A 25779-nucleotide genomic window follows, 5' to 3' on the forward strand; every position below is an offset into this window, starting at 1 on the left:
GGCCGACAATCAAAATCTACCCGCTGCCAAGCGATTTCTGCAATCGTGGATCGTGCATAGCTGCTGTGCAGATTTGCTTGTGCCGACACACGTGTAGCATCAGGCCTCCGAATTGGGCAATTTTGTAAGCTCAGCAATCGAGGGAAGGCCGGTCCCGATCCTTGGAGGCGACACCAAGGCCATTCGCGACGCAGAGGAAGAGGACGTGTTCGACAAGATCGCCGCCCGGCCCCGGCAAAAGTTTGCCAGCGGGTCGGAACCTACTACTGCTGCTCCGGCATTTCAGTATTTTCCTGAGGGTCTTTTTTCACGCCCGGGCTGGGTGACGTATCCACTGGCGCATTACCGCCCTGGTTTTGCACAGGAGCACGCTTGAACGGTGCCGTCTGCCAAGAGCCGTTCGATAAAGGCGTGAGTACAAAGAATGCCATTAGGCCTAGGAAAATGACGGCAATAACCGCCACGCCCCAGGCCATGAGTCTTCGCGTGCCGCGTTGTTCTTCCCTGCGAGATAGATTGTCCACCATTGCTCCGGCCTCTCGTGAAGTGGCGCCTGTTGCGAAAGCATCTCCCTCCTCGAACTTCGCTATTGCATCAAAGTTCCGGCCCCGGTGCAGCATCCGCGAAAGAGCATTTTTAAGCTTAGCGCTCTAACGGCGTCGCCGGCGCATTGGGGGAATAGGCTTCGGGTTTAGCCTTAGCCACTGACCGGCGGCGAAGTTCCTCGCGAATTCCTCGGTCTCGAAAAGATGCTGGGTGATTTCGCCATTCTCGACGAGTTCTACCGCCCACTGGCCGTCGATGTGTTCGATACGAACACCAGCCCTTTGGTCATCGTCCACGGCCCGCACTCCCACACACGACGAAGGCACCAACAAATCATAGCGCCCAAAGCGCTTCAACGTTCGAAATGTACAAAGCGAAGGAGAAGTCCTGTGACCGGCGTGGTGCGCACACTTCTGGAACGCTGGCAACCGAAGGGTCGATCACGAAGACGGTCATAGGCGAAAATGCGACTGACGCGGCATCCCTGGATTGCTCGGTCGCGCTCGGTAGGCTCGGCCTGGAGGTCACTGTTACCGGCGTTGCAGCAAATCCTACGGCTGGAATGCCGTCGTGCGGATGCTAAAGGTTTAGTTGTATCCGAGCATGTGACGCAATCCGACAATCGGTAGATAGACGGTCCAAATCATACCGATGGCGGTGGCAACACCAAGGCCAATCGCGGGAGCCCACGCCCTCCATTGCATCTGGAGCCGCGCTGCCAATTCAGTCAAACTGTCTTCCATGGACGAATACTTCCCAAGTCGATTCGAGGGGCGAAATGCCAATGAACCCCAAGACTGCCGCGCTTGCAATCGCTGCTAGTATTTGCATCGCTGGTTTCGCCTACTCCAGCGGTCACAAGGCCGGTCGTGTTTCTCAACTAAAAGACACCGTCACGGCCTACAACCGCCGCATCGGGATTGACGACAAGGCCAACAGCCTCGGCCGCGTCGATCTCTGCCTGGAGCTTGGTGGCCTACTTGATGAGTGCCAGCGGCTAGACCGCTGATTTGCTTAACCGGCTGATTTCAGCCGTCCACCTCCATTGCCAATTTAACAACTGCCCATCAGGGCGGAAAGGTACTAGCCATGGACCGCAACTTCGCGCGGGCGCTTGCGCTCGTTCTGAAATCTGAAGGCCTCTGGGTGGACAACCCGGCCGATCCCGGCGGCGCCAACCATGAAAGGCGTCACGCGCACCAACTTCCGCCGCTTTGTGAAAGCCGATGCTACCAATTCCGACCTGCGTCAGATCACTGACGCCCAAGTAGCGATGTCCTGTCGCCGGTTCTACTGGGATTCGACGGCCGGTGCCAAATGTCGGCGATGTGGTCCTCGATGCGTTCGACCGCGCGCAGCCGGTAGATCAGCCCGCATAGGATGTGCGCCATGCGGGTGAAGGCCTCGCGGCGCCCGACATTGGTGGCCCATTCCCCGTAGATCGCCGCGTCGATCAGCGTCGAGCGCCAGAACGCGGCGGCAAAGCTAGGGTGCTGTTCACAGATGGCGCGCAGTGTGTCGTGGCGCATGAAGCCGACACGCGATGGCGTCAGGGTCGGAAGGTGCAGTCCATCACCGAAAGATGTGGTCCGTGCAGATTCGGAATGTCGCCGGTCACGAAGAATGATGTGATCTGCCGCTTACCCTCGCCGGTGTGTTTGGTAGAGCCGACCAAGCCGTCGATAAGGACAAACGAATGCCAGGGCCGATCGCCATCACGGACAAGGTCATGATTGGCCTGGAATTCCTTCTCCTGGATCGGGATGCCTCTCAGGACCGGCCTCGGATGGAATCTTCCATGTCTCTGCCTGGCACGTGCCGGCAATCCTTATGCCGAGCCGCGTTCCGGCAGCTCGTTCTCTTCCGCCACCTCTTTTTGCACGTCTCGGCGCGAGCGTTCCGCCTCGTCGGAACTATATTCGTCATCGGTCCGCTCGAGTTCGCGATCGATTGTCTCGCGAGACCCCTCCACCGGATCCTGTTGCGGAGATGTTTTCGGGCCGGTTTCGATCTTGCCTTCGCCGGGAACGGTGCGGTCGGAAGACTTCGACATCTTCGGTTTCCCTTCGTCTGTTGTACTGCCTTCACATTCCGGTTTCCTGCCCCAACAGGATCGTCGATGATTTGTTCCGAGGCAGGTCCCCGCTGGTTTCTTTTGCTGCCACGCTCCGGTTGCGACGCTTCGATGCCAAAGCTTTATTGTCGAGACCAACCACCCATGGCGTGGGTCGCACTGACCGCTGCGCTCGCCAAGCTTGGCCGGTTAGACGAAGCGAGGGCCGCCGCCGCTCGTGTGCTTGAGCGGTGAATACCCAAGGGCGTCATAGATGAACTGATTGAGGCCGTACCTGGCAGCTTGCGGAAGTTCAGAAGGGCTGTGTCATTCGCCCTCTGGGCTTCGAAGGCGAAGAACTCAATGAAGGCCATGCAAACGAGTTCGGGATAAGCGTAATGGGTAGAACCATTGCGCTGTATCTCCATAAAGAGCGTCGGCTCGTGTACCCTGCCTGCCTAAGGTAGTCGGAAAAATAGAGCGACCGCCCGCACTGGAGATCGAGGCCGAAGTTGTCTTCCCACTCGTTGGTGATCTCTTGGATGGTAGACCGTGCCGCGCCACAGATGGCGGAAAGGCCGCTTTGCGTGAGATAGGCCATGCCATTTTCAAGCACGCCCATTTCGATGCCGTTGACGTCTTTTTCAACCTCGATTCCGAGGTCGAGAGGAAGCTGTTTATAGGTGGCCGGAAGTCGAGGTGAACTTGCCATTAACCCGTTGATTGCTTGGCCGCAACCCTTGATTCGAGTCACGTAAGGTACACAACTATAGCGATTCCTAATACAGGAGCTTTACTTATCCCCGGAGCGCCCGCCCGCCATTCCCCTACGGCTGGGTAGCGCCATCTGGACTCCAACAAGCAAGAGTCGCATTCTTCGATGGGGAGAGGGTTATGGGCCTCCAAAAACAGAAGCCTATAAGGCGGCATAGGCGTTCGCTGTTAGAGCAGCGGGCGCTGATCCCGGTTTTGCTTTGCGGTGTTGCCGGGGCAAGCTATCTCATACCGCCGCAAGCCGAACAGCATCACCTTCCCACAGTGCATCGTCTGGGTAGCCCTAGCTCGCCAAGTGGATGCAACATTAAGGGCAATATCAGCGAAACAGGCGACCGTATCTATCACATGCCAGGTCAGCGCTACTATGACGAAACGGTCGTTAACCCGGCCAAGGGGGAGCGCTGGTTTTGCTCTCAATGGGATGCTTGGTGGGCTGGCTGGCGAAAGTCGAAGGTATGACGGGAACTGAGGCTGCGGAATCGGCAAAAACATCTGTAGGTCGGCGCGCAACAGAATATTAGCAATCGGGAACATACGGCTCCTGCGGAAGTTTCTCGGCTGAAGGGACCTCAGGGAGGTTGCTATGAGAAAACTGTTCCTTGCTTCCGTGATCGCCATCGCCTGCGCCGCAGCCACGGTCGCGCCTGCGGATGCACACTTCGGTTCTGGCATCGGCTTTTTTGGTCCGTTCGGCGGCTTTGGTCCGTTCGGCGGCGGCCCGTTTTACGGCGGTGGCCCCTTCTACGGCGGAGGTCCGTTTTACGACTATGGCGGCCGCTACTACGGCCCCCGCTATCCTGGCTACGTGGTCCGCTACCCGCATCGCTACTATTTCCGGCATCGTCACCATTGCCGCTTGAAGTGGGTTAAGCACTGGCACCATCACCACCGGGTGCTGGAGCGCGTTCGGGTTTGCCGTTACTGACAAGCCGGATTGGCCTGCCGCCCTTCGTTGGCCTTGGCATAAGCATTCGCCTGCCCCATGCCGGAATGCTTCGTCGGGTCGGGCAATAGCTGAAACCGACGCTTGCTGTTCGCAATTCGAGCAGCGCATCTAGGCGCGAGATCAGCGGCCATCGCTGGCGCATCAGCGCCGTACCGCTCGCGCAGCGCCTCCAGGTCGAGCGTGCGGAATGATTGCAGCGGGCGCAATGCGCCGTCATGCCGCTTTCGATCAATGAACCAAACGTCCATCCCATGGCGTGAACATAGCAGGAACGGGAGCGGCGATCAACGATATCTCAAAGTGGCCGGCGCCCTTTGGCGGGGTGCTTCGGAGATGGACGCCGGCCTGGCGGGCGGGGTTGGCACGCCACATGGTGGTCGACACGGTCGGATACCAAGCGACGGTGACAGAACCGTGCCGACCAATCTGGGCACGAGGGTGGGCCTAGTGCCCAAACTTTTACGCTACTCGCAAAACGACAGCGCAACAATTAAACCTCATGGACTAGTTCGCGCAGTACGATCTTCGAAAAGTCGGAACTATTCTTTGAATCCCAGGTTGGCACAGTGGCGGTCGATTCTCAGGATGTAGCCGCCCAAATTGCGAACCCGTCGTGCTTGGCCAACGCGGCGGGTTCTGCGCGTGTCATCCCTTTGCAACCATTTTAGCTTAATCTAATTTAAACTCGGTCAGTCCGAGTTCGCGTATGTTGAAGTTCATCCGGCCAATGTTCCCCACGCTTGTCGAGGTGCCGCCGACAGGGGACAACTGGATTCACGAAATCAAGTACGATGGCTATCGGACGCAAATCATAATCGAGGACGGCACGGCCCGAGCGATCACCCGAAGGGGCTACGACTGGTCATTGACGTACAAGACGATAGTCGAGGCGGCGGCAACCCTTTCCCCCAAGTCGGCAATCATCGACGGCGAGGCAATCGTCCTCAACGGGAAGGGCGTGTCGGATTTCCATTCGCTGCGGTCCGCGATGCGATGGGCGCCGGATCGGATTATCTTCGTCGCCTTCGATCTACTGCACCTGGACGGGGTCAACCTGCGCCCAGCACCTCTGCTGGAACGTCGGGAAAAGCTGCTCGAACTCGTCGGGCCTGCCAAGGGCGTGATCCAGTACAGTCACCATGTGCATGGCGGCGGGGCTGACTTCTACGCCGCGGTTGATCGCATGGGCGTGGAGGGCATGGTGTCGAAGCGGCCGGACAGCGTGTATCGGTCAGGCGACACCGAAGCGTGGCTGAAAACCAAATGCTACGAGGAAGTCGACTTTGAGGTTGCAGGCGTGCAGCTAAAACCGGGATCGGCACCACTAGCTTTGATGGCAACCCGCGATGCGGAACGCCGCTATGTCGGATCGGCAAACATCGCGCTGACCAAAGCCATGCGAGAACGCCTATGGGCCAAGGTGCAGGAGGGGAAAGGCACGCCACCGAAGGGAGCCGACAAGCCAGACGCCGCATGGATCAAACCTGGCCTTGTCGGACGAGTGAAGACCCTTAAGCGCGAGGACAAGCTACGCCATGCGACTTTGCGGGAGATCCGCGAGGCTAAGGCATGACGCCCCGGCCGCTCCACCATGTGAACGTCCAACCCAACTCCCCTGTGGCAGTCGATCAGCGTGCAGCCTTGAAGCTCGTCCGAATGGCCATCGAGCAGGTATGCCCTGCCGGTGTGCTGCCTAGCGAGGAATGGGTGACGGGCTACTATGGCCCAGAGCCGATCTATAAAGGCGAGGCATTGGCCAAGGCGATCATTGAGACCGTGGAGCGCCTGACGAAGTAAGCCCGCCGCTGAGGACACAATTACAGCGGCGGGCCTTGCACTTGCACCAGAGCTTGGATTTGAGGAGGGGAATCTCAACCAAGCACATTTCCAACTTCGATTTCAGAAACAGGTTCCAGCCCTACGAAAAAGATTAATCGCGGGTGGCCCGCCACCGGGTCTCGGAGCCAGTGGCGGGCCTTGCTTGGCTGTTTCAAGGAGATTTCCTTACCAAGCGCATTCCGAACTTCGACTGCGGACGCATGTTCCTCCCAGGTCGGTGCAAGAGTTTATGCGCCCGGTGGCAATCGACGCATTGCCAAGGGACCCCCAACAGGTCAACAGACCTTAAATCGGCTTTCCAGCGCGCAACATGGCCCGCGCAATTGCGAGTTGCGTTTCCAGCCTGGCGTTCTCTTTCTGAGCCTTATTGTCGGCCGCTATGAGCCGTTTCAGCGCCCGCAATGTCTCGCCTCGCGTCCATCCCGCCTCCAGCATGCAATCGACAATCACCTGAAAGCCTGGCTCCATGGCCTCCTGGTAGTCGATGGCTCGGTCCTGATAATCGTCCTGTCGCTTGGGCGGATTGACCATATCTGATTCTCAGTTGGCGGGGCCTTTGGGCTTTTTCTCGGACGTAGATCCGTCGAGGAGATCGAGAAATGAGTGCAACGCCTTCACCATCATCCGAGCGCCGTTTTCGCTCAGGGTGAAGGATCGCTTCCCCTCGGCAGTCAACAGCCCGACCAGGCAGACCTCGGGATTATCGCGGTCATCGATTTCGATTGTGACGCCCGAGACCGCTGGCAGCATTACGTCCTTTGGCTTCTTCGGCATCACCACAACCTTGACTCGTTCTCACTCCGTTCCCATTTTGGGCGGGCCTCGATCCTTGTCAATGAGACGACCCTAAATGTGTGGACGCGTTTTTGTAAAATCGACCATCCCGGACATGGTGCGGCGCTTCGAGTTCGCGCACCCTGGCGACGTTGAGCGTTTGGGCAACGGGTTCCCGGTCTGGAATGGCGCGCCCAGCCTGACCTATCCAAGCATTGTGCGTGAAGAGCTTTACACGAGCATGGCCGGTTTCGTTTCTGCGAAGTGGGGCTGGTTCCCGGCTGGGCGCGCGATGGCGGCGGGCGGCCACCGCCTGTCAATGCGCGGTGCGAGACGATTGCCAGCAACGGCATGTTCCGAAAAGCATACGCCGCGCGCCGTTGCCTAGTGCCCGTCGACGGCTATTTCGAATGGCAAAAGCTCGATGTTTCGGGCACGAAAAAGCAGCCTTACGCTATCGCCATGACGGAGGACGAGCCTTTTGCCATGGCTGGAGTATGGGAAGAATATGCCGACAAGGCGACCGGCGAGTTGATCCGGACCTTCGCTGTCGTCACCTGCGAGCCCAATACGTTGATGGCGACGATCCATGATCGCATGCCGGTTATTCTGGCGCCTGCCGATTACATGCGCTGGCTCGGACCGGAACTGGATCCACGCAACCTCATGAAGCCATATCCTTCGGAGCTGATGAAGATGTGGCCGATTGACAGGAAGGTCGGAAGCCCGCGAAACAACACGCCGGACATCATTGACGAAATTGGCGTGGGACCAAACGACCTTTTCGACGTTTGAGCCTTTACACTGAACGGTCGCGGTAGGAAAATTGTCCTCAGGTCGGGCGACTCTCAAAAGGTGTCGCAATGGCTAGGTCAATACCCTCAAAGCAGTTATCACAGGCTGAAATCGAGCGCTTCCTGGTGGCAGCGGAAGCGCTGCACCTAAGCATCATCAAGCCGTTCATATCGCCACATTGCGACCACTACAGGCAGACGCGCGTCCTGCATGAGGTGCTATTGAAGGCCGTGCGGGACGTCACCGGGAAAGAGGTCGAGTTCATCCGGTGGAACACCACTGGACCGGTGCTGCCCCCTAAGGCTGGGTAAGCGCCTGGCGGCCGGGGATCGATCAGGCCGAACCCGCAGAACTGACAATGACCCGATGCGGATAGCGACGGCATCAAGTCCGCCGTCGTAAATTCTCGTGAGGACGTGTTCCGCAGCTTCAGCCCTTTGGCAGTGCAACCGCGAAGGTCGCCACCGCCCAACCTTGCCGGCCTGTTGGCGACGCAATCCCAAACTCCCCACAATCCGTCGCGCTCAATATGACAATAGAATCTGTGCTTGTGATTTTCCACGCAAGGTAAACCCCCCGCATCCCCATTGGGGTCCAATCTATCCAGGAAGGTGGTTAATGGGCCCGCGTTTGCCGATCGCACTTTAAGCTGGCCGCAGTGGTCCGTCGCCCCACGGTGGACTCCTCACTGCACCGGCCACGACATCAGCGCGGTCAGACGGCTGCCGATGCGGAATCGGCGAGATGCGGGAACAGAGTTCAGACGCCGACGTTTTTTTCCCAGGTCACGCGATTTGCGCGTGTAGAACTAAACGGAGGAAAAAATGAGCATCAAAATGCTTACGATGGGCGCGATGGCGCTCGCAATGATGACGGGCTCAGCGCTGGCTGGCAGCAGCACCACTTCCGCGCTCGATGATCCTGCAAAGATGTCACCTTTCTTCACGGATGCCGGCATGAAAACCTTGAGGTCGGAAGCGGATTTCAAGACCGCATGGATGTCCATGAAACCGGATGAACAAAAGGCGGTGCTGAAAGACTGCGGCGACACCACGCTCAACAAGTCGCACGCTGATTTCTGTGCCATGGCCAAGAAGATGGGCGGCTGAGAATAACCGCTCTAGGCATTGTTCCCGAAACGTATTTGGCCCGTCCCTTAGGCACGGGCCTTTTTCTGCGGACCATTCCCTTGCGAGCCATGTTGCTAAGCGCTCCCGTCGGTCTCGCTTTCCTCGTCAATCATCCGGACTGGCAGATAAGCATTCGTTTCCAGCCACTCACGCAAGACGATCTGAATGAGCTCCGACCGGCCGATTTTCATTTCAGCGGCAATGGAGTTCAGTGCGTCCTGTGTTGCTGGCTCTAGCGGGAGGCCGGCGACGTTCCGGAGCATCAACGCAGCGCGCCGAAGCATGATCGGAAGATCCGCTCGCGACATGTCGGCGATGCTATCGGCGGCGTTCTCCAGTTCTTTGGCGAAGGATGATAGGGGCATGGCTCTCATCCTAAAGACAACAGCGGAATAATACACAGCAATTCAATTGAACAACGGGTGTATCGGGGAACGCCGCAAAATTATCTTGGTTGGATTGGCAGCAGGGATCACGGTTCACCTGGGCGGGCATCAATGGATGAGACGGTGATCCGAATATGCAGGCGGAACCTGTCGAAGAACAGCATGACCGCGAAGCCGTGGACCTCAGCTCTGTCATTGAACGCGTAACTGCGAGGGTTATCCACAGGTCACCAAGATTGGTAAAACGCTCCGAGCTTCGTTAAGGTTTCGTTAACACTCTGAGAGCATCGTTCGCGTGGGTTCTGAACCCTAATCGCCTACGAAGCCCGCTGCCTAACCCCAAGCCCCCCGCCCAGGCAGCGGGCTTACTTTTCCAAAGAGAGCCACGTTGGCAGACAGCGCTCACCGGTTCAATTGAGCCTGAAAGCGTGTACGAACGGCGAACAAAGACCGCTTTGGGTCCGATTCGGCGGAGCCGTTCGCCAAAGGCTTGGCGGAACTGCAAGAGCTTAGCAGCCGGCATCGCTGCCCAATCATGTGCGCGGAAGCCGTCTGGTGGCGGTGCCACCGCCGCATTATTTCCGACTACCTGCTCGGAGAAGGGGAACGCGTCATGCATACTCTTGGGGCCGGTCATGCCGAGGAGGCCAGCCTGACGCCAGGCGCTGTGTGCGCGATGATGGAACGATCGTTTATCCCGGGAGCATCTCCTCGGGACGCAAGCATGGATCATTGCAAGATCGCGGCCATGGCGATCGCCAGGCGTTGAAAAGCCTTCCACGCCAGGCACAGGGTCTGGCGGAACAAGCTGTGACCTCGAAGGTTGGGTCACGCAGACAGCTTCTAAGGCACGCGCATGGCGTTGGACAGAGACGGGGCGAAACTAGCGGCCGGATTGTCCGTCGCTGCATTAGCGGCACTAGCGGGATACAACGCCATCCGCGCCAAACGTGCGATCGCCAGCCTGACATGCGGACGTATGATGGCAATTGATGGTCTGCGCCTGCATTTTATCGAAGCCGGAACCGGCATGCCGCTGCTTCTCCTGCATGGCAATGGATCCATGGCGGAGGATTTCAAGTCGAGCGGCGTCTTCGATGAGGCGGCAAAGACCTACCGGGTGCTCGCATTTGACCGTCCCGGCTTTGGGCGAAGCTCACGTTCGCGCACCCGGCGCTGGTCCGCTTGCGACCAAGCCGACCTCATACATGCCGCCGCCGGCAGATTGGGTATTAAGAAATATCTCGTCCTTGGACATTCCTGGGGAGCCTGGATCGCCCTCGAGTTGGCGCGCAGGCATTCTTCATCGGTCGCCGGCATTGTGCTTGTCTCAGGCTATTACTATCCGCCACCGCGGCTGGATCTTGCACTGGCCGCACTCCCGGCATTGCCGGTGATCGGAACGGGGTTTCGCCACACCTTGTTGCCGCTGCTTGTGAGGCTTGCCTGGCCTTGGGCAATGGAAAAGATATTTCGACCCGCTATGATCGCCAGCGACTTCGCCGCATCCGCCAAGGATGCCGCCAGCCGCCCTTCCCAACTGCGGGCGGATTGTTCGGAGTCAGCATCTATGCTGGCCGCGGCCCTGTCGAAGAAGGCCAGCTATAAGGACATTTCCGTACCGACCGGCATCCTGGCGGGATCTGGAGACCGGTTGTTCGATGCGGAACGGGATGCACGGCGCCTGCATGCCGAAGTTGGTGGGTCTCTCCTCGAGGTGATTCCGGGCGCTGGCCATATGGTTCATCAGAGCGCCCCGCAGGCAGTAGTCGGTATGGTGCACACGATTTCAGCACGGCACGCCCTTTCCCAATCGGGCCGTCGGCAGCGACGTAAGCTGCGTGCCGACGAGTTCAAGCTAGGTCCGGCTCCGCAAATGTTCCAGGCGGGCGACAAGTGACGCCGCTTGCACGAGATCGTCGTTCAAACGAGCTTTTCAAATGAGCGACCAACGTCCAGCCAACATGCAGTCGGTGCTCCACCAGAACATAGAGGCACTGGTCGAGCACAGGCGACAACAGGAGGAGCACCAAAGCGTTCAGGTGCGGATTGCCGGGGCTATTTCGCGCTTCGCGGGGAGCATGACTTTCGTCTATCTGCATCTCGCAATCCTCGTCGCCTGGATCCTTGCAAACCTAGGCGCGATACCAGCCATCCCAGCTTGGGACCCAACTTTCGTGATCCTGGCCATGGTCGCTTCCGTCGAGGCAATCTTCCTGTCTACCTTCGTGCTGATCAATCAGAACAGAATGGCCGAACACAGCGAGCGCCGAGCGGAACTGGATTTGCAGATCAGCCTCCTTAACGAACATGAAACCACGCGGCTGATCGAGATGGTGGCTGCCTTGGCGGTGCGTCTGAATGTCTCCACCCCGGCCGACAAAGAGCTGCGGCAACTGGCAGAGAATGTCGATCCCCGAAAGGTGATGACCCAAATCCAGCAGGCTTCTGAAGATCAGCAGGAAGCTTGATCAAAGCGACCGCGCCGGCAAGCCGCCGCAGCGTACCAACCCAACACGAGCTTACAGCGAGAAACCATTCGCGCGGCTGCTGTAGGCCTGCAATCGTCCTCATCGTCTGGCACTTGGCTGTCGAAGCACCAAGCCCGTCTTGGCGTTGTCCAAGGCGACCTCAGGACGTCAATCGATCGCGGCAGCGTATCAGCGGCGATAGCGAGGTACACTGGGGAGCCGAAGGTGTTCCCAACAGCATAATATGATCACCAAGCCCTTCTTTCTGCCGCAGATCATAACGGCCGTACCTCAACTCTTAAATGCTCAGCAAGGTCCAGAAACTCACATCCAGGATTCGGATCTTGGCCCGAGCTGCTGACTGGATCGCACGCCGGCAAGTCTTACATGCCGTATCCTGCGCCGTGCTTCTGGCTCTTGGCCAATTATTTTCGCCTCACCAAAACTCCCGGAACATTCTGTCCATCCTGCGTTGGGCCGCGCCGGACAATCCCTCTTGCACAATCGCCTGTTGCCCGGCATCGGAAGCTGGATCCCCACAGCTTCAGCCCGCCTCGGCTCCCCACCCGAGGCGGGCGGCGCGGAGTTGATGCAAGCATAGAGACGCCTTCACCCCATCAGAGCTGGCCGTCCTGAGCCGCGTTTTGGCGCGCAGCAACCCCAAAAAACGAGACCGAGACCAAGAGAGAACGGAGTGCATCGCGCATCCTGGCTTACTACCAAGCTGGGATAACGGACGAGGACGAACTCGAACAGCTTTCTCGACAATCCCTCGCGTGGTTATCGTCATTTCGGCAATTCAGCATGTGCACATACTAACTCCGGCGGACGGGCCACCGCGCGGCATGGCCCGACGCACAGAGCGTTCTGCCGGCGTCGAGCGTGATTCAAGGTGACAGAATCACAGCCGCCAGTTCTTAGGGCAGCTAGGAAGCAATGCATCAACGCCGCACCGGCTGCCCCGTCCTGGAACACTTTAATGCGCGCCGCCAGGAACGGGGTCGCTGTGCTGACGTTCTTCTGGGGACAAGGTGAGATTTCAGTGAACAGGCATATTTCGCGGACGGATGTCGAACAAATCGATCACACGGATGACAGCGGGTTTACGATAGAGCACGGCGTCCCGCCATCTTCAGCTATCGCGGCAGCGCTGGCCGGTGGGCTGGAGGCCAGCCGGCACAAGCACATTATCCATATAACTGCCTCGGAACGCAGCGCCGACGAGATCGTCGGGGCTTTGCGTCAGTTCCTGCCGCACGCGGAGATCATCTTGCTGCCGTCCTGGGATTGCCTGCCTTACGACAGGGTGTGGCCCACACGCGCCAATATGGGGCGGAGGCTTCGTGCGTTGTGTCACATGGCAACGAAGCCCGATCGTGCGCGCATCGCTGTAATGTCGATCGAAGCCAGTCTGCAGCGGGTGCCGCCCGCCCAGGTCATTGCTGGCGGTTTCGCAATTCTGGAGGTGGGACAAAAGTTCGACCGGGATGATTTCAGAACAAGGTCCGAAGCTTTTGGCTATGTCGTCGACGAGAGGGTCGACGAACCGGGTGAAATAGCTTTTCGGGGCGATCTCATGGACATCTTCCCCGCTGGCGCGGAGGACCCCGTTCGCGTCGTCCTTGGCCCAGACAGCTGCATTCGAGAGCTCAAGACCTACGATCCGATCAGTCAGCTCAGCGACCAGGTTCGAGACTCGATTGCTGTCGGACCGGCATCCGAGCTGATGTTTAAAGCTGGTGATCATCCTGAGCTGACAGCGATGCGCGCGACGTCGATGGAAGAGCGCCTGGTCGCATTATATGGCGCGATGCCATCTGTCTTCGACAGTGCGTCGAGCGCCTCGATCTCCTTCCTTGAAGGGATCGATGGGCAGCCGCTCGACAAAATTCTGGACCTGATCGAGGATGCACGCCGTGCCAGGCAGGAGGCTGCCGGGCGCGAGAAACCTTTGCCGGAACAATTTTACCTGTCGCGTGAAGAGTGGGATGCTTCCGTGCGCAACCGCTCCACGAGACTTGCCGTTTCTGCCGAGCGAGTTCCCAAATTCTTTCGCCTGGCCCGGCCCGGGTACGAAATCGCTGAATTCGTGACAAGGCAGACAAGCGCCGGGGCCAGGGTGGTGTTGACCGGCGATGCCTCTGAACTGCAGCGAGCAGATCGCCTGCTCAATAGAAAGCTAGGCCGGCGGGCTGAGGAAGCGGTCGACTTACCGCAAATACTTTCGGCCGCGAGAGGCTCTCTTCTCAAGGCTGGCTTCGTCCTCCATGAAGGGTTTGTCGACGCGCAATCCGGTATCGCGATGGTCGCCGCAGCCGACCTGTTTGGCCCTGCGTTGAAGGCGGATGCCGGCATGGCCGCAAGCATACTCGAACCCGAGTTGCGCATCGGCGACGTCGTCGTCCATGAAGACCATGGCCTGGGCGTGCTCGCGGCGGTCGAACAGGTCGACTTGGCTGGTCAGCACCAGGATGTTGTCAGGCTGGAATATCATGGCGGGGCTTCCTTGCTGGTTCCGGTCGACGACTTTGGGAAAATATGGCGCTACGGCTCGGAACCGGAGGCAGTGTCGCTCGATCGCCTCAACGGCGAGGGCTGGCCCAAGCGACGCGAGGCTGCGTTGCGCGAGATCGACAGGCTGGCCAAGCGCCTGGTGGGCCTTGCCGAGATGAGGTCCAGCCAGCCCGCCGAGATCATCAAGCCCTCCCGCGCGGACTTGGCCCGTTTTGCGGCGAAATTTCCCTATACCGAGACTCCTGACCAGGCCGCCGCCATCCGCGCTGTGCTCGACGACCTTTCCTCGGGGAGAACAATGAACCGGCTCGTCTGCGGTGATGTTGGCTTCGGCAAGACAGAGGTGGCTTTGCGTGCTTGCGCCGCCGCCGCCCTCTGCGGGAAACAGGTTGCGGTCATAGCGCCGACAACCGTGTTGGCACGACAGCACTATGAGACGTTCAGCCGCCGTTTCGCAGGAACGGGCCTGCAGGTCGCCCACCTGTCAAGGATGGTCGGGGCAGCAAAGGCAAAAGCGGCAAAGGAGGGCCTGCGGAGCGGCCAGGTTACGATCGTCGTGGGTACTCAGGCCTTGTCGTCCAGGAGCGTCACTTTCGCCAATCTTGGACTGCTGGTGATTGACGAGGAGCACCGGTTCGGCGTCAAGTTGAAGCTGGCCCTGCGGAACATGGCGCCCTGCCTTCACACGCTGAGCATGAGCGCCACGCCGATACCGCGGACGCTGCAATCGGCGCTGTCGGGCATCCAGGATGTCAGCGTTCTAAACTCTCCGCCCGCCAAAAGACGTCCCGTCCGCACGATCCTGGCAGCGTTCGATCCAGCATCGGTGCGCGCGGCCCTCTTGCGTGAATTTCACAGGGGTGGACAGAGTTTCTTCGTGGTTCCTCGCATCGAGGACATTGGCCCGGTCTCTGACCAGCTGAACAGGCTGGTGCCGGAACTCGGCATCATGACGGCGCACGGTGAAATGAAAGGGAGGCAGCTGGACGAAGTCATGGTCGGATTCGCTGACGGTGATGGCGACATTTTGTTGAGCACCGACATCATCGAGAGTGGGCTCGATGTGCCTCGAGCCAACACCATCATTGTCTGGCGCCCGGACCGGTTCGGTCTGGCGCAGTTGCACCAGCTACGGGGTCGGGTCGGTAGAGGAGCGATGCAAGCGGCTGCGTTTCTTCTGACGGAACCTGGCGTTGAGCTGGCCGACGGCACCAGGGCCCGGCTTTCGACAATGCTTGCGCTCGATCGGCTTGGCTCCGGCCTGGCAATCAGTCAAAGGGACCTCGACCTGCGCGGCGCCGGCGATCTGTTCGGCGAAGATCAGGCTGGGCATATGAAACTGATCGGAGTGGGCCTCTACGAGCACTTGCTGGAGCGGGCGGTCTCGGCGGCTGGAGAAGGGGCCGACCCCAACAGGCAACTTGCCAACATCAACGTGCCTGCAAAAGGGGCTTTTCCCGAAAGCTATGTAAACGAGCCTACTGTCCGTGTCGGCCTCTATGCGCGGCTCTCTCGTATTCGTTCTGACTTGGACCTTGATGCATTCAGCGAGGAGCTCGAGGACCGCTTTGGTGACATGCCTGGCGAAGTGACCGTTCTGCTGGAACTTACCAGGTTGCGGATAGCAGCGTCGGAACTGGGTGTCGGCAAAGTTGATGTTGGGCCCGAAGCCGTCGCGATCACCTTGCGCAACAAGCCTCTGGCGTCACGATGGCGGGACAGGAAGGTGTTGGGCCTGGAGTACCGAAACGGCCGCGTGATTTTCAGGCGGATCGAGCCCCGCGTCTCAGGCATCGATGCCGTTCGCTTGGCGCTAGATGCCATACGTGCAGTTCAGCCAAAGCACGAGGTCTGACGAGCCTTTTATCTCCACCGCGGCGGTACAATGTACCAGCTTCATATTCACCTCAGCCAAGACTAGCAGGGCGAGGTTTAAGGCATCGTTCCGGCTTGATGGGCCGTCATGGCGGCCATGTTCTCGTTCAGGTGGGCCATGATCCAAACCGAGCCCAGGACCACCAGCGCAACGATCAGCACGCCGAAGGCCAGGGCCAGGATGTTGTTGGTGTTGTCCGGCCCGGTGGTCAGGTGCAGAAAGAAGACTAGATGCACACCCATCTGCGCAACAGCGAGCACCACCAGGGCCGAAATCACCGCCGGCTGGTAAATCAGATCGGTTTGAGCCGCCAGGAATGACGCGATCGTGAGCAGGATGGCCAGGCCGTAGCCGATCACATAGCCCAACAGCCCTCCAGCCACTTCGTGCTCGGTTATACGTTCCTCGCCCGGTGCGGAATCGCGGCGGTCCTGCATCTCGCCGGGCCTGCTCTCGATGTCGGTCATGGCGATGCTCCCAACAGATAGACCAGGGTGAAGATGGCGACCCAGATGATGTCGAGTGCGTGCCAGAAAAGCCCGAAGCAGTGGAGCCGCCGCAAAATATCCGACCGAAAACCCTTGACCCATAGCTGCGCCATCATTGTGCCCAGCCAGAGCAGCCCCAGCCCGACATGGGTGCCGTGGCAGCCAACGAGCGCAAAGAAGGCTGATAGAAATGCGCTGCGCGAAGGCCCCGCCTGCTCGCCGATCATCGCCGCGAATTCCTGTACCTCCAGAAACAGGAAGGCTGCCCCGAGCAATCCGGTGACGAGCAGCCAGGCCTGCGTGGCAGCCATCGATCTGCGATGGGTCGCGAGTGTCGCCAGGCCACCGGTGAAGCTCGACGTGAGCAGAAGGCCCGTCTGCACCGCAACGCGGGTGGGCTCGAACAAATCCTTGCCGGTCGGTCCGCCGGCGGTCGCCTTGGCAAGCACGGCATACGCCGCGAAGAAGGCCGAGAATATGATGATGTCGGACAGCAGAAAGATCCAGAAGCCATATGCCACGGTGACGAATTTCGAGGCCGGGCCGCCTTCTCCGTGGCCGGTCGCGGAGCGCACGCCGTGTCGGCCGCCCTGACCAAGCCGATAGGGGTCTCGGGCCTGGGTGCCCGCGCCGAAGTCGCCGGGTAGCGCGTGATCGCTCATGCCGGCCGCTCCCAGCGCCGCAGCCGGGCTGACTGTGCGGCCTTGTGGTCATCGTCGATGCGCGCGACCTCTTCGGCGGGAATCTCAAAATCCCCATGATCGCGCCAGGCGAAGACGACGAAGGTCGCGTAGGCGCCGATGAAGCCGACGATCGCCAGCCACCATATGTGCCAGATCAGCGCGAACCCGATCAGCGTGCTGAAGAAGGCGGTGACGAAGCCTGTCGGGCTGTTGCGCGGCATCTCGATAGGCTCGTATCCTTCCTCCGCACCGGGCCTCTTCTCCTCCCTTGCCCGTTGCTTGATGCGCCAGTAGGGCTCTTCATCCTCGACGAAAGGCAGCCGCGCGTAGTTGAAAACGGGGGGAGGGGAAGACGTCGACCATTCCAGTGAACGCCCGTCCCATGGGTCGCCTGTCTCATCGCGAAGCTTGTCGCGATGCCGGATCGAAACGGCGAGTTGCATGATCTGCAGTGCGGCGCCGGCGATCATCACCAGCACGCCGAACGCGGCCACCACCAGCCATGGCGCCCAAAGATCCATGTCGATATGCTGCAGGCGCCGCGTCATGCCGAGCAGACCGACGATATAGAGCGGCACGAAGACCAGCATGTAGCCGGCCAAGGTGACCCAGAATGCGGCCTTGCCCCAGCCTTCGTGCAAGCGGAATCCGAACGCCTTGGGAAACCAGTAGGTGAAGCCGGCGAACGCGCCGAACAGCACGCCCGAAATGATGACGTTGTGGAAATGCGCGACGAGGAAAAGGGAGTTGTGCAGCACGAAGTCGGCCGGTGGAACGGCAAGCAGAACGCCGGTCATGCCGCCGACGGTGAAGGTGGTCACGAAGCCCAGCGCCCAAAGCATCGGCGTGTCGAAGCGGATGCGCCCGCCATACATGGTGAAGAGCCAGTTGTAGATCTTCACCCCGGTGCCGACGGCGATGACCGACGTGGCGATGCCGAAGGCGGCGTTGACGTCTGCTCCGGCGCCCATGGTGAAGAAATGATGCAGCCAGACCATGAACGAGACGATGCAGATGAACATCGTGGCCGCGACCATCGAACGGTATCCGAACAGCGGCTTTGACGAGAATGTCGAGAAGACCTCGGAGAAGATGCCGAAGGCGGGAAGCACCAGAATGTAGACCTCGGGATGGCCCCAGGCCCAGATCAGGTTGACGAACATCATCTGATTTCCGCCGGCTTCGTTGGTGAAGAAATGGAAGCCGAGATAGCGGTCCAGCGTCAGCATCGCCAGCGTGGCGGTGAGGATCGGGAAGGCTGCGACGATGAGCAGGTTGGACGCGAGCGAGGTCCAGCAGAACATCGGCATTCGCAGGTAGCCCATACCAGGCGCACGCATCTTGAGGATGGTCGTCACCAGGTTGACGCCGGTAAGCAGCGTGCCGACGCCGGAGATCTGGATCGACCACAGATAGTAATCGACGCCGACGCCCGGCGAGTAGGTGGTCTCCGACAAGGGGGCATAGGGCAGCCAGCCGGTGCGCGCGAACTCACCGATGACAAGCGAGATGTTGACCAGCAGGGCTCCGGAAGCCGTCAGCCAGAAGCTGACGGAATTGAGTGTCGGAAAGGCTACATCGCGTATGCCAAGCTGCAGCGGTACGGCGAAATTCATCAGGCCGATCATGAAAGGCATCGCCGCGAAGAAGATCATAATCGTGCCGTGCGCGGAGAAGATCTGGTCGTAATGCTCCGGCGGCAGGTAGCCCGGCCCGTGGATCGCCAGCACCTGTTGCGTGCGCATCATGATGGCATCGATGAAGCCACGCAGAAGCATGAGCATCGCCAGCACAATGTACATCACGCCGATGCGCTTGTGGTCGACCGAGCTTATCGACTCGTTCCACAGATAGGGCCAGTAGCCCTTCACCGTTATCCATCCAAGCACGGCGACCGCTGCCAGAAAGACGCCGAGAGCCGCGACGAGCGGGATGGGTTGATCGAAGGGAATGGCCGACGAGTCGAGCTTGCCCAGCATCGTCATTCCGCCCCTTCTGCCTGTGGATGATGCCCCGTCGGCGGCGCCGCCGCGGGCAATGCCTTTGGGCTCACCTGTGGCTCGCCGCCGGCGGCACTTTCGGCCGGCCCCGGACCCGGGGGCAATATCTGCTGAGCGACGGCATCGAACAGCCCGGGCTGAACATGGCCGAACGTGGACGGCGGCACGTTGGTGCTTTGCCGGGCGAGCTCGCGATAGGCATTCGCGTTGAGCACGCCGCCGCCGCCACGCAGCGACGACGTCCAGCGGGTGAAGGCATCGGCTGAAACCGCGCTCACGCTGAAGTTCATGTCCGAGAAGCCGTCGCCGCTGAAGTGCGCCGACTGGCCGAAAAAGCTGCCCTGATAGTCGGCCTGCAGATGCAACTCGGTCTGCATGCCGTTCATGACGTAGACCATGCTGCCAAGCTGGGGCACGAAGAACGTGTTCATCACGCTGGCCGAGGTCAGCTTGAAATGAACTGGAACGCCGGCGGGGATAACCAATTGATTGACAGCGCCCACGCCCTGCTCGGGATAGAGGAACAGCCATTTCCAGTCGAGCGCCACCACCTGGATGTCGAGCGGCGGCTGCGCGGAAGGGATCGGTTTGCGCGGATCGAGCTGGTACGATCCGTAATAGATCAGCCCGCCAAGGAAAAGGATGGTGAGCGTCGGGATCGACCAGACGATCAACTCGATGCGCCCCGAATAGGTGAACTCCGGGTCATAGCGCGCGTCGCTGTTCGAGGCGCGGAATTTCCATGCGAAGGCCAAGAGCGCAACAAGCGTCGGAACAACGATCGCCAGCATCACCGCCAGTGAGTTCAAGAGGATCGTGCGGTTGCCCGAGCCAATGGGTCCTTGCGGGTCGAGCACACCCCCCGCGCAACCGGGCAAGAATGCGATTGCCGGGATCCAGAGCAGTTGCCGCCCCGGCTTGGGGCTGGATGGCAACAACACTTGCTCGGCCACCAATCCTGGAGAGGACGCGTTCTTGGGGCACGCGCTCTTGGCACTTCTCATCTGAAGCCTTCCTCTGAACCAACTTCAAGGCGCGTGGCCGGGGTGCCGCCCTCCGCCGGACGAAGGACCTAACTGGCGCTTCCCAGGTTTGTTCCTCCTCGCTGGCTCGTACACAAACTCCAATTCGGCGGCACGGCGATGGAGCACAGCTAAGTCGATCACCCCATCAAGCTGGTGGAGCCGGGACCGCTCCACGGTTTTGGCCCATGAGCGAATCGACGCCAGTCATGGCTAGTGACGACCGGTGGGGGCCCGAACTTCTTGCCGATCGCCGCGCCGGCGGAGAGGACACGTCCTTCGGGGTGCTCGTTTTCCATCTGACGTCTGCTCCTGACGCGGGATTTTTTCGGGGCTGGCCGCAAGTCGCCCAAGCGTGCGACGCCTAACTGGCGCCTCCCGGGATTGTTCCGCTTGTCAGTGTTTGGGCGACATGGGCGCGACCCGAGGGGGAACTCTACCTGCTCGAGAGATGGAGTTGTCCAACGTGACCATATTCACAACGACGGCGGCTCGGTTACCTCAGCTATTTGCAGCCATCGCTGGCTCGCGTACGAATTTTGATTTCGGCGGGACGGCGAACACCGTGAAGCGCTCAGCCAGACTGTCAAGAGCTTTACGCATGCCCACTCCAGCGGCAGCCGCACCGTGTCCAGTGATGACCATCTGAGGGTTCAGGGCAGCCAGACGCTTCACAGATCTTTCCGCCGCATCCCAGTCCGGCGTGAAGTAGCGCGGCGGACCGTGCATCTCGAGATCCTGGACGGCGACCTCATAGACCGACTCCTGACCGGTGGTGATGAAAGCGTCCCCTACGATCAGCGAGCGGTCTTCCTCGCGCCAGAGCGAAATGTGACCAGGGGCGTGCCCGGGTGTGTGCAGCCATTGCCATCCGGGCATTCCGGGGACCGATCCGTCGGCGGGCAAGAGTTCCAATCGGTTGCCAAGATCGATCGGCCCGCGTGGAAAGAGCGGCGAAAGCAGCGCCATCAGTCCGCCCCCGACCCAGGGATCCGGTGCCGGATAACATTCAGTTCCGTCCAAATAGGGCCGCTCGAGTCGATGCGCGAAGACGGGCACCTCCCACCTATTCGCGAGGTCCAGAACCGTTCCCACATGGTCAAAATGGCCGTGTGTCAGGATAACCGCGGCAGGCCGTGCGTTGGTGCCAAACCGCTTTTCCGCGACCGCAAGAATACTGCTTCTCGACGTCGGCAACCCCGTATCTATTAGCACCCAGTTCCGATCTCCGCTGCGCGGTGCGCCGAAGAACACGACATTGACGATTGCCAGCCGCAAATAACCCAGGTCCGGTGCGATGCTCCAGGCACCGTCGCCATGATCTTCGCGCCTGGCGTGGTCGATCTCGGAAAGTCGAATCTGAACGGTCATGATCCCGTGCCTCGGTTGTTGCTGCGCAGCCGCTCGAGTTCATCGGCGGCGGTGGTACATGCCCCGAACTTGGGCACGGCCCCCTTGTTCCTTCCTTGATCCTCGTTCGCCACCCGGATTGCAGACAGCGCGACTAACCCGACGTTATCTATTAACTGGTTACGAGGCGGTTCGCCCAAATTGAGTCAAGAAGCTAGGCCACCCATTCGCTGGCTGCATCAATCTTACACCCCTTGGCAGCTTTGCTGCCCAATCTTGGTCATTGAGAGATTAGCAGCCGCTTCCAAAAAGCAGACATCACAGGGACTGCGTCGTAGCTCCGATGTGCCTCAGAGCGCTTCTTTTAAGCAAACAGAAGCTGCCGTTCGTGAGCTAATACCGAGATCTCCTGGGTCGCCAGCTTTCTTAGCGACGAAACGGTGAAATGGTTGGCTCCGTTTGTCGGGCTGGCCAGCCCGATTGAAGCGGAGCACGATCATGCCCTTCAAAGCACGTGGAAGGATGCCAGGGGCCTAGGTGGACGGGGTCCCCCTGTCAGACTTTCCGGCTGGCCAGCAGCCTTGTAAGCCAGTCCGGATCCATTTCCGGTACGGACGACAAAAGCCGTTCGGTGTAAGCGGCATGGGGAGGTGTGAGAACTTGGCTCTTCAGTCCCTGTTCAACGACTTTGCCCTGGTGCATGACAACGATTTGGTCGGCTATCGCCCTTACGGTAGCAATGTCGTGGGTAATGAAGATGTAGCTCATTTCGAGTTCACGCTGCAGGCGCATGAGAAGCTTGAGGATTTCCTCTTGGACGATCTGGTCGAGCGCGGACGTGATCTCGTCACAGATGATAAGCTCTGGATCGGCTGCCAACGCCCGGGCAATGCAGACGCGTTGCTTTTGGCCGCCCGATAGCTCGCCAGGCAGGCGTTCCAGAAAATCTTCGCTCATCTCGACCATGTGCATAAGTTCGCAGATCCGGCGATCCTTCTGCGCGCCCTTTAGGCCGAGGTAGAATTCGAGCGGCCGAGCTATGATTTCTTCGACCGTCTGGCGCGGATTCAGGGCGTTGTCGGGCATTTGGTAAATCATCTGCATGCGGCGCAGGACCTCCTTCGGCCGCGTCTTCAGGCTCGTGGAAAGGGGCTGCCCGGCAAAAGAAATCAAACCTGAAATTGGCGGCAAGAGACCGGTGACGACTCGCGCGAGCGTCGATTTGCCCGAACCGGATTCGCCGACCACGGCCACGGTTCTTCCGCGCGGGACCTTGATGGAGACATCCTGGAGCACCTTGACCTTTCCTGCATAGGCCGCGGTAACGTTGTCTATCGTCAGCAGATAGTCATCGGCTGGAACTTCGGGCTTGGCGAGCTTGCGTACGGCCCAGAGCGTTTTGGTATATTCCTGGCTGGGCGAGGCCAGCATCTGGCGTGTATCAGCCTCCTCTACGGTGCGTCCGTGGCGCAGAACCATGATACGATCCGCCATTTGCGCCACCACCGCCAGGTCATGCGTCACGTAGATTGCAGCGGTGTTGAATTCCTCCACGATGTTGCGAATGGAAGCTAGAACTTCAACCTGCGTGGTCACGTCGAGCGCGGTTGTTGGCTCGTCGAATATTATGAGGTCCGGACGACAAGCCATTGCCATCGCTGTCATTGCCCGTTGCAACTGCCCGCCGGAGACCTGATGAGGATAGCGAAAGCCTATGGTCTCCGGTTCTGGGAGTTGAAGGCGTCGATAAAGATCGACGGCGCTCCGGTTCGCCTCTTCCCGGCCGGCAATTCCATGCGCCACCGCTGTTTCGACGGTTTGTTCCAAGAGCCGATGTGCCGGATTGAAAGAGGCAGCCGCGCTTTGTGCGACATAGGCAATGCGGGAGCCCCTGAGGCGACGGCGCCCTTTTTCATTGACTGCCAGAAGATCAATCCCGTCGAACAGGACCGAGCCTTGCATGATCCGGCAGCCCGGCTTGGCATAACCCATTGCGGCAAGGCCAATGGTGGACTTGCCGGCGCCTGATTCGCCGATCAGGCCAAGAACCTCGCCCCGCTTCAGCGTCAGATCGATCCCGCGGACAATCGGATGCCAGCGCTCGTCCGAGAACCCCTCCACATGCAGATTGCGGATTTGAAGTAGATCCTTGCCTTTTTCGCGTGAGCCTGGACCGCTACTTTTCATCACGCAACCCGCTTGTTGCGTGCAGGAACCAGTCCACAACGAAATTCACGGACACGGTAAGGAGAGCAATCGCGCCGGCCGGAAGTAGCGGGGTGACGTCGCCGTAGGTGATCAGGGTCGCGTTCTCGCGCACCATTGATCCCCAATCGGCCGTCGGCGGCTGAATACCGACGCCGAGAAACGACAGCGCCGCGACTGTCAGGAACACGAAGCAGAATCGCAAGCCGAACTCGGCGACCAGTGGCGGCATGACATTGGGAAGGATTTCCTTGGCGATGATCCATTTTGGTCCCTCACCGCGTAATCGTGCCACCTCGACATATTCCATCACCGCCACGTTAAGCCCGACGGCGCGAGAAAGCCGAAAGACCCGGGTGGAATCGAGAAGCGCAATGATGACAATCAGGCTCGTGATCGAAGAGCCGAAGATCGTCAGCAGCACCAGCGCGAAGATCAGACTCGGGATTGACATCAGCACGTCCACCGCACGTGACAAGATCTGGTCGAGCCACCCCCTGTACAATGCGGCAAGAAGGCCGAGCGAGACGCCGACCGCGAAGGACAGCAACGTGGTCGCGACCGCTATAGCGATGGTGTTGCGCGCACCGTAGATCAAGCGGGTGAGCATGTCGCGGCCGAGCTGATCGGTTCCCAGTTTGAACTCCTGGCTCCACGGCGCGAAGGCTTCGCTGAAAACCTGCGTCTCGCCATATGGGGCTATCCAGTGCGCGAAGACCGCAACAAAGACGTAGCCGAGGATCACGACGATGCCGAACCACGCGCTGAACGGTGCCTTCTTCAGCGCAGTTTTCGCCCGGGTGGCACGCGAGCGCCTCAGCCTCTGAAGCTCCGCGACAGATTCGGATCTGGTCATCGTGGGTGCAAGAGCCTGGGATTGGTGGCGATGGAAATAATGTCGGCTAGCAGGTTGAGAAGGATATAAGTCGCGGCGAAAATCAGGGCGCAGGCCTGGACAACCGGAACATCCCTGGATTTTACCGCGTCAACCATCAGCTGGCCGATGCCGGGGTAAACGAACACGACCTCGACCACGACCACTCCGACGATGAGATACGCCAGATTGAACGCGACCACAGTGACGATCGGAGCCCAGGCATTGGGCAGGGCATGCCTCAGCACGATCACCATCGGGGACATTCCCTTGAGGCGCGCCATATCGATGTAGGGGCTTGACAGCATGTTGATGATGGCCGCTCGGGTCATGCGCATCATGTGGGCCACGATTACAAGCGTAAGGGTGATTGCCGGCAGGGCGACTTTCCAGAGATGCTCCCAAAATGGCGTCTGATCGTTCACATTCGACAATGTCGGAAATTTGGGAACCGCATTGAGCGCCCAGTTCAGCGAGACAGTGAGCCAATGAGGCAGCGTTTGAGCGAAATCGGATCCGATGAACGTGTCGCGCGAGATCACCAGGTAGGCGAGCATATAAGCGACGAAAAATTCCGGGAATGAAATGGTTGTCAGTGTCGCGACATTCACCAGCCGGTCGAACCAGCCGTTGCGGTACAGCGCAGCCAGAATGCCAAGCCCCAAGGCCAGGGGAACGGCTATCAGCGCCGTCACCGCTGCAAGGAACATCGTGTTGTAGAGGCGGGGTGCGATGATCTCGGCCACGGTACGCCGATATCCGGTGCGGCTCGCAAACGAAGAGCCGAAATCGCCATGGAGCATCTGGGCGATCCAAGCGAAGTAGCGCTCGACAGGCGGACGATCGATGCCGATCTCCCGCTGAAACGCGGCGACCGTTTCGGGCGTCGCCGACTGCCCGAGCGTGGCCTTGGCGAAGTCGCCTGGGAGCATCGCGATCGCAGAGAAGATGATGATGGACACGATAAACAAAGTGACCAGACCGAGGCCAAGGCGCTGCAGGACCGTTCTTGCGACGGGGTTCATGTGCGTGGCGTTTCCCTTTGGGCGG

The 25779-nt window shown here is 59.7% G+C and carries 28 protein-coding genes and 1 pseudogene; 13 read left to right on the forward strand and 16 right to left on the reverse strand.

Annotation, left to right across the window (positions count from 1 at the left end; translation table 11 throughout):
* Positions 1–263 precede the first annotated feature (263 nt).
* Positions 264–527, reverse strand: coding sequence for a hypothetical protein (locus AC0L2D_RS19965; protein ID WP_013525235.1), 264 nt, complete (start codon positions 525–527; stop codon positions 264–266).
* 123 nt (positions 528–650) lie between these two features.
* On the reverse strand, positions 651–842 hold the full coding sequence (locus AC0L2D_RS19970) for a hypothetical protein (protein ID WP_063170631.1): 192 nt from the start codon (positions 840–842) through the stop codon (positions 651–653).
* A gap of 488 nt (positions 843–1330) precedes the next feature.
* On the opposite strand from AC0L2D_RS19970, the gene AC0L2D_RS19975 reads away from it, so the two are divergent.
* Positions 1331–1555 (forward strand): hypothetical protein, encoded by a 225-nt coding sequence (locus tag AC0L2D_RS19975; RefSeq protein ID WP_127369446.1) that lies wholly within the window; start codon positions 1331–1333, stop codon positions 1553–1555.
* A gap of 171 nt (positions 1556–1726) precedes the next feature.
* Positions 1727–1945: a hypothetical protein gene (locus AC0L2D_RS19980; RefSeq protein WP_473542062.1), complete on the forward strand. Its 219-nt coding sequence runs from the start codon at positions 1727–1729 to the stop codon at positions 1943–1945.
* Between the two features lie 429 nt (positions 1946–2374).
* Here the strand turns inward: AC0L2D_RS19980 and AC0L2D_RS19985 are convergent, their stop codons facing one another.
* Together AC0L2D_RS19985 and AC0L2D_RS19990 are read right to left on the reverse strand one after the other, a co-directional pair.
* Positions 2375–2599 carry a hypothetical protein gene (locus tag AC0L2D_RS19985; protein ID WP_063173946.1) on the reverse strand — a complete coding sequence of 75 codons (225 nt, stop codon included), beginning with the start codon at positions 2597–2599 and terminating at the stop codon, positions 2375–2377.
* 313 nt (positions 2600–2912) lie between these two features.
* Complete coding sequence (locus AC0L2D_RS19990) at positions 2913–3353, reverse strand: hypothetical protein (RefSeq protein WP_473542064.1); 441 nt, start codon at positions 3351–3353, stop codon at positions 2913–2915.
* Between the two features lie 140 nt (positions 3354–3493).
* On the opposite strand from AC0L2D_RS19990, the gene AC0L2D_RS19995 reads away from it, so the two are divergent.
* On the forward strand, positions 3494–3835 hold the full coding sequence (locus AC0L2D_RS19995) for a sunset domain-containing protein (RefSeq protein ID WP_473542066.1): 342 nt from the start codon (positions 3494–3496) through the stop codon (positions 3833–3835).
* Positions 3836–3959: 124 nt separating this feature from the next.
* Positions 3960–4301, forward strand: a complete 342-nt coding sequence (locus AC0L2D_RS20000) for a hypothetical protein (protein ID WP_224673428.1) — start codon at positions 3960–3962, stop codon at positions 4299–4301.
* Here the strand turns inward: AC0L2D_RS20000 and AC0L2D_RS20005 are convergent.
* Positions 4295–4570 (reverse strand): hypothetical protein, encoded by a 276-nt coding sequence (locus AC0L2D_RS20005; protein ID WP_224673437.1) that lies wholly within the window; start codon positions 4568–4570, stop codon positions 4295–4297. The genes AC0L2D_RS20000 and AC0L2D_RS20005 overlap by 7 nt on opposite strands.
* Positions 4571–5028: 458 nt before the next feature.
* Between AC0L2D_RS20005 and AC0L2D_RS20010 the strand changes: the two genes are divergently transcribed.
* Positions 5029–5895 (forward strand): ATP-dependent DNA ligase, encoded by an 867-nt coding sequence (locus AC0L2D_RS20010; RefSeq protein ID WP_473542069.1) that lies wholly within the window; start codon positions 5029–5031, stop codon positions 5893–5895.
* Between the two features lie 83 nt (positions 5896–5978).
* The gene (locus AC0L2D_RS20015) at positions 5979–6119 is read left to right on the forward strand and encodes a hypothetical protein (protein WP_473542071.1); all 141 of its coding nucleotides are present in this window, start codon (positions 5979–5981) and stop codon (positions 6117–6119) included.
* 327 nt (positions 6120–6446) lie between these two features.
* Here the strand turns inward: AC0L2D_RS20015 and AC0L2D_RS20020 are convergent, their stop codons facing one another.
* Entirely contained in the window at positions 6447–6692 is a 246-nt protein-coding gene (locus AC0L2D_RS20020) for a hypothetical protein (RefSeq protein WP_473542073.1), read from the reverse strand.
* Positions 6693–6701: 9 nt separating this feature from the next.
* Positions 6702–6935: a hypothetical protein gene (locus tag AC0L2D_RS20025; protein WP_013533302.1), complete on the reverse strand. Its 234-nt coding sequence runs from the start codon at positions 6933–6935 to the stop codon at positions 6702–6704.
* A gap of 76 nt (positions 6936–7011) precedes the next feature.
* Between AC0L2D_RS20025 and AC0L2D_RS20030 the strand changes: the two are divergent.
* The 3 genes and pseudogenes from AC0L2D_RS20030 to AC0L2D_RS20040 all read left to right on the forward strand — a co-directional run bounded on the left by AC0L2D_RS20030 (position 7012) and on the right by AC0L2D_RS20040 (position 8839).
* Positions 7012–7730, forward strand: a pseudogene (locus AC0L2D_RS20030) (SOS response-associated peptidase).
* A 68-nt stretch (positions 7731–7798) separates the two neighbouring features.
* Complete coding sequence (locus tag AC0L2D_RS20035) at positions 7799–8041, forward strand: hypothetical protein (RefSeq protein WP_473542075.1); 243 nt, start codon at positions 7799–7801, stop codon at positions 8039–8041.
* A gap of 513 nt (positions 8042–8554) precedes the next feature.
* Positions 8555–8839: a hypothetical protein gene (locus AC0L2D_RS20040; protein WP_023769064.1), complete on the forward strand. Its 285-nt coding sequence runs from the start codon at positions 8555–8557 to the stop codon at positions 8837–8839.
* Between the two features lie 95 nt (positions 8840–8934).
* Here AC0L2D_RS20040 and AC0L2D_RS20045 read toward each other — a convergent pair whose 3' ends face one another.
* Complete coding sequence (locus tag AC0L2D_RS20045; protein WP_063170623.1) at positions 8935–9225, reverse strand: hypothetical protein; 291 nt, start codon at positions 9223–9225, stop codon at positions 8935–8937.
* A 511-nt stretch (positions 9226–9736) separates the two neighbouring features.
* Between AC0L2D_RS20045 and AC0L2D_RS20050 the strand changes: the two genes are divergently transcribed.
* The 4 genes from AC0L2D_RS20050 (at position 9737) to AC0L2D_RS20065 (ending at position 16086) form a co-directional block, all read left to right on the forward strand.
* On the forward strand, positions 9737–10015 hold the full coding sequence (locus AC0L2D_RS20050) for a DUF488 domain-containing protein (protein WP_082826764.1): 279 nt from the start codon (positions 9737–9739) through the stop codon (positions 10013–10015).
* Positions 10016–10102: 87 nt separating this feature from the next.
* Positions 10103–11146, forward strand: coding sequence for an alpha/beta fold hydrolase (locus tag AC0L2D_RS20055; RefSeq protein WP_473542077.1), 1044 nt, complete (start codon positions 10103–10105; stop codon positions 11144–11146).
* 40 nt (positions 11147–11186) lie between these two features.
* A complete protein-coding gene (locus tag AC0L2D_RS20060) occupies positions 11187–11717 on the forward strand; it encodes a DUF1003 domain-containing protein (protein WP_063170620.1) in 531 nt (176 codons plus the stop codon).
* Between the two features lie 979 nt (positions 11718–12696).
* Entirely contained in the window at positions 12697–16086 is a 3390-nt protein-coding gene (locus AC0L2D_RS20065) for a DEAD/DEAH box helicase (protein ID WP_473542079.1), read from the forward strand.
* Positions 16087–16163: 77 nt separating this feature from the next.
* On the opposite strand, the gene cyoD is transcribed toward AC0L2D_RS20065, so the two are convergent.
* The 8 genes from cyoD to AC0L2D_RS20105 form a co-directional block, all read right to left on the reverse strand.
* The gene (gene cyoD, locus AC0L2D_RS20070; RefSeq protein WP_050596256.1) at positions 16164–16574 is read right to left on the reverse strand and encodes a cytochrome o ubiquinol oxidase subunit IV; all 411 of its coding nucleotides are present in this window, start codon (positions 16572–16574) and stop codon (positions 16164–16166) included.
* Positions 16571–17257 (reverse strand): cytochrome (ubi)quinol oxidase subunit III, encoded by a 687-nt coding sequence (locus tag AC0L2D_RS20075; RefSeq protein WP_082826763.1) that lies wholly within the window; start codon positions 17255–17257, stop codon positions 16571–16573. Before AC0L2D_RS20075 ends, cyoD begins: the two co-directional genes overlap by 4 nt.
* Positions 17254–19257, reverse strand: coding sequence for a cytochrome o ubiquinol oxidase subunit I (cyoB, locus tag AC0L2D_RS20080; protein ID WP_473542175.1), 2004 nt, complete (start codon positions 19255–19257; stop codon positions 17254–17256). The genes AC0L2D_RS20075 and cyoB overlap by 4 nt, the downstream gene beginning before the upstream one ends.
* Before the next feature lie 2 nt (positions 19258–19259).
* Positions 19260–20282 (reverse strand): ubiquinol oxidase subunit II, encoded by a 1023-nt coding sequence (cyoA, locus tag AC0L2D_RS20085; protein WP_473542082.1) that lies wholly within the window; start codon positions 20280–20282, stop codon positions 19260–19262.
* Positions 20283–20801: 519 nt separating this feature from the next.
* Positions 20802–21671: an MBL fold metallo-hydrolase gene (locus tag AC0L2D_RS20090; RefSeq protein WP_027162022.1), complete on the reverse strand. Its 870-nt coding sequence runs from the start codon at positions 21669–21671 to the stop codon at positions 20802–20804.
* 534 nt (positions 21672–22205) lie between these two features.
* Complete coding sequence (locus AC0L2D_RS20095; protein WP_127371738.1) at positions 22206–23837, reverse strand: ABC transporter ATP-binding protein; 1632 nt, start codon at positions 23835–23837, stop codon at positions 22206–22208.
* On the reverse strand, positions 23827–24711 hold the full coding sequence (locus AC0L2D_RS20100) for an ABC transporter permease (protein WP_027162024.1): 885 nt from the start codon (positions 24709–24711) through the stop codon (positions 23827–23829). Before AC0L2D_RS20100 ends, AC0L2D_RS20095 begins: the two co-directional genes overlap by 11 nt.
* Positions 24708–25754, reverse strand: coding sequence for an ABC transporter permease (locus AC0L2D_RS20105; protein WP_027162025.1), 1047 nt, complete (start codon positions 25752–25754; stop codon positions 24708–24710). Before AC0L2D_RS20105 ends, AC0L2D_RS20100 begins: the two co-directional genes overlap by 4 nt.
* Positions 25755–25779 lie beyond the last annotated feature (25 nt).

Source organism: Mesorhizobium sp. WSM4833, from assembly GCF_055811095.1.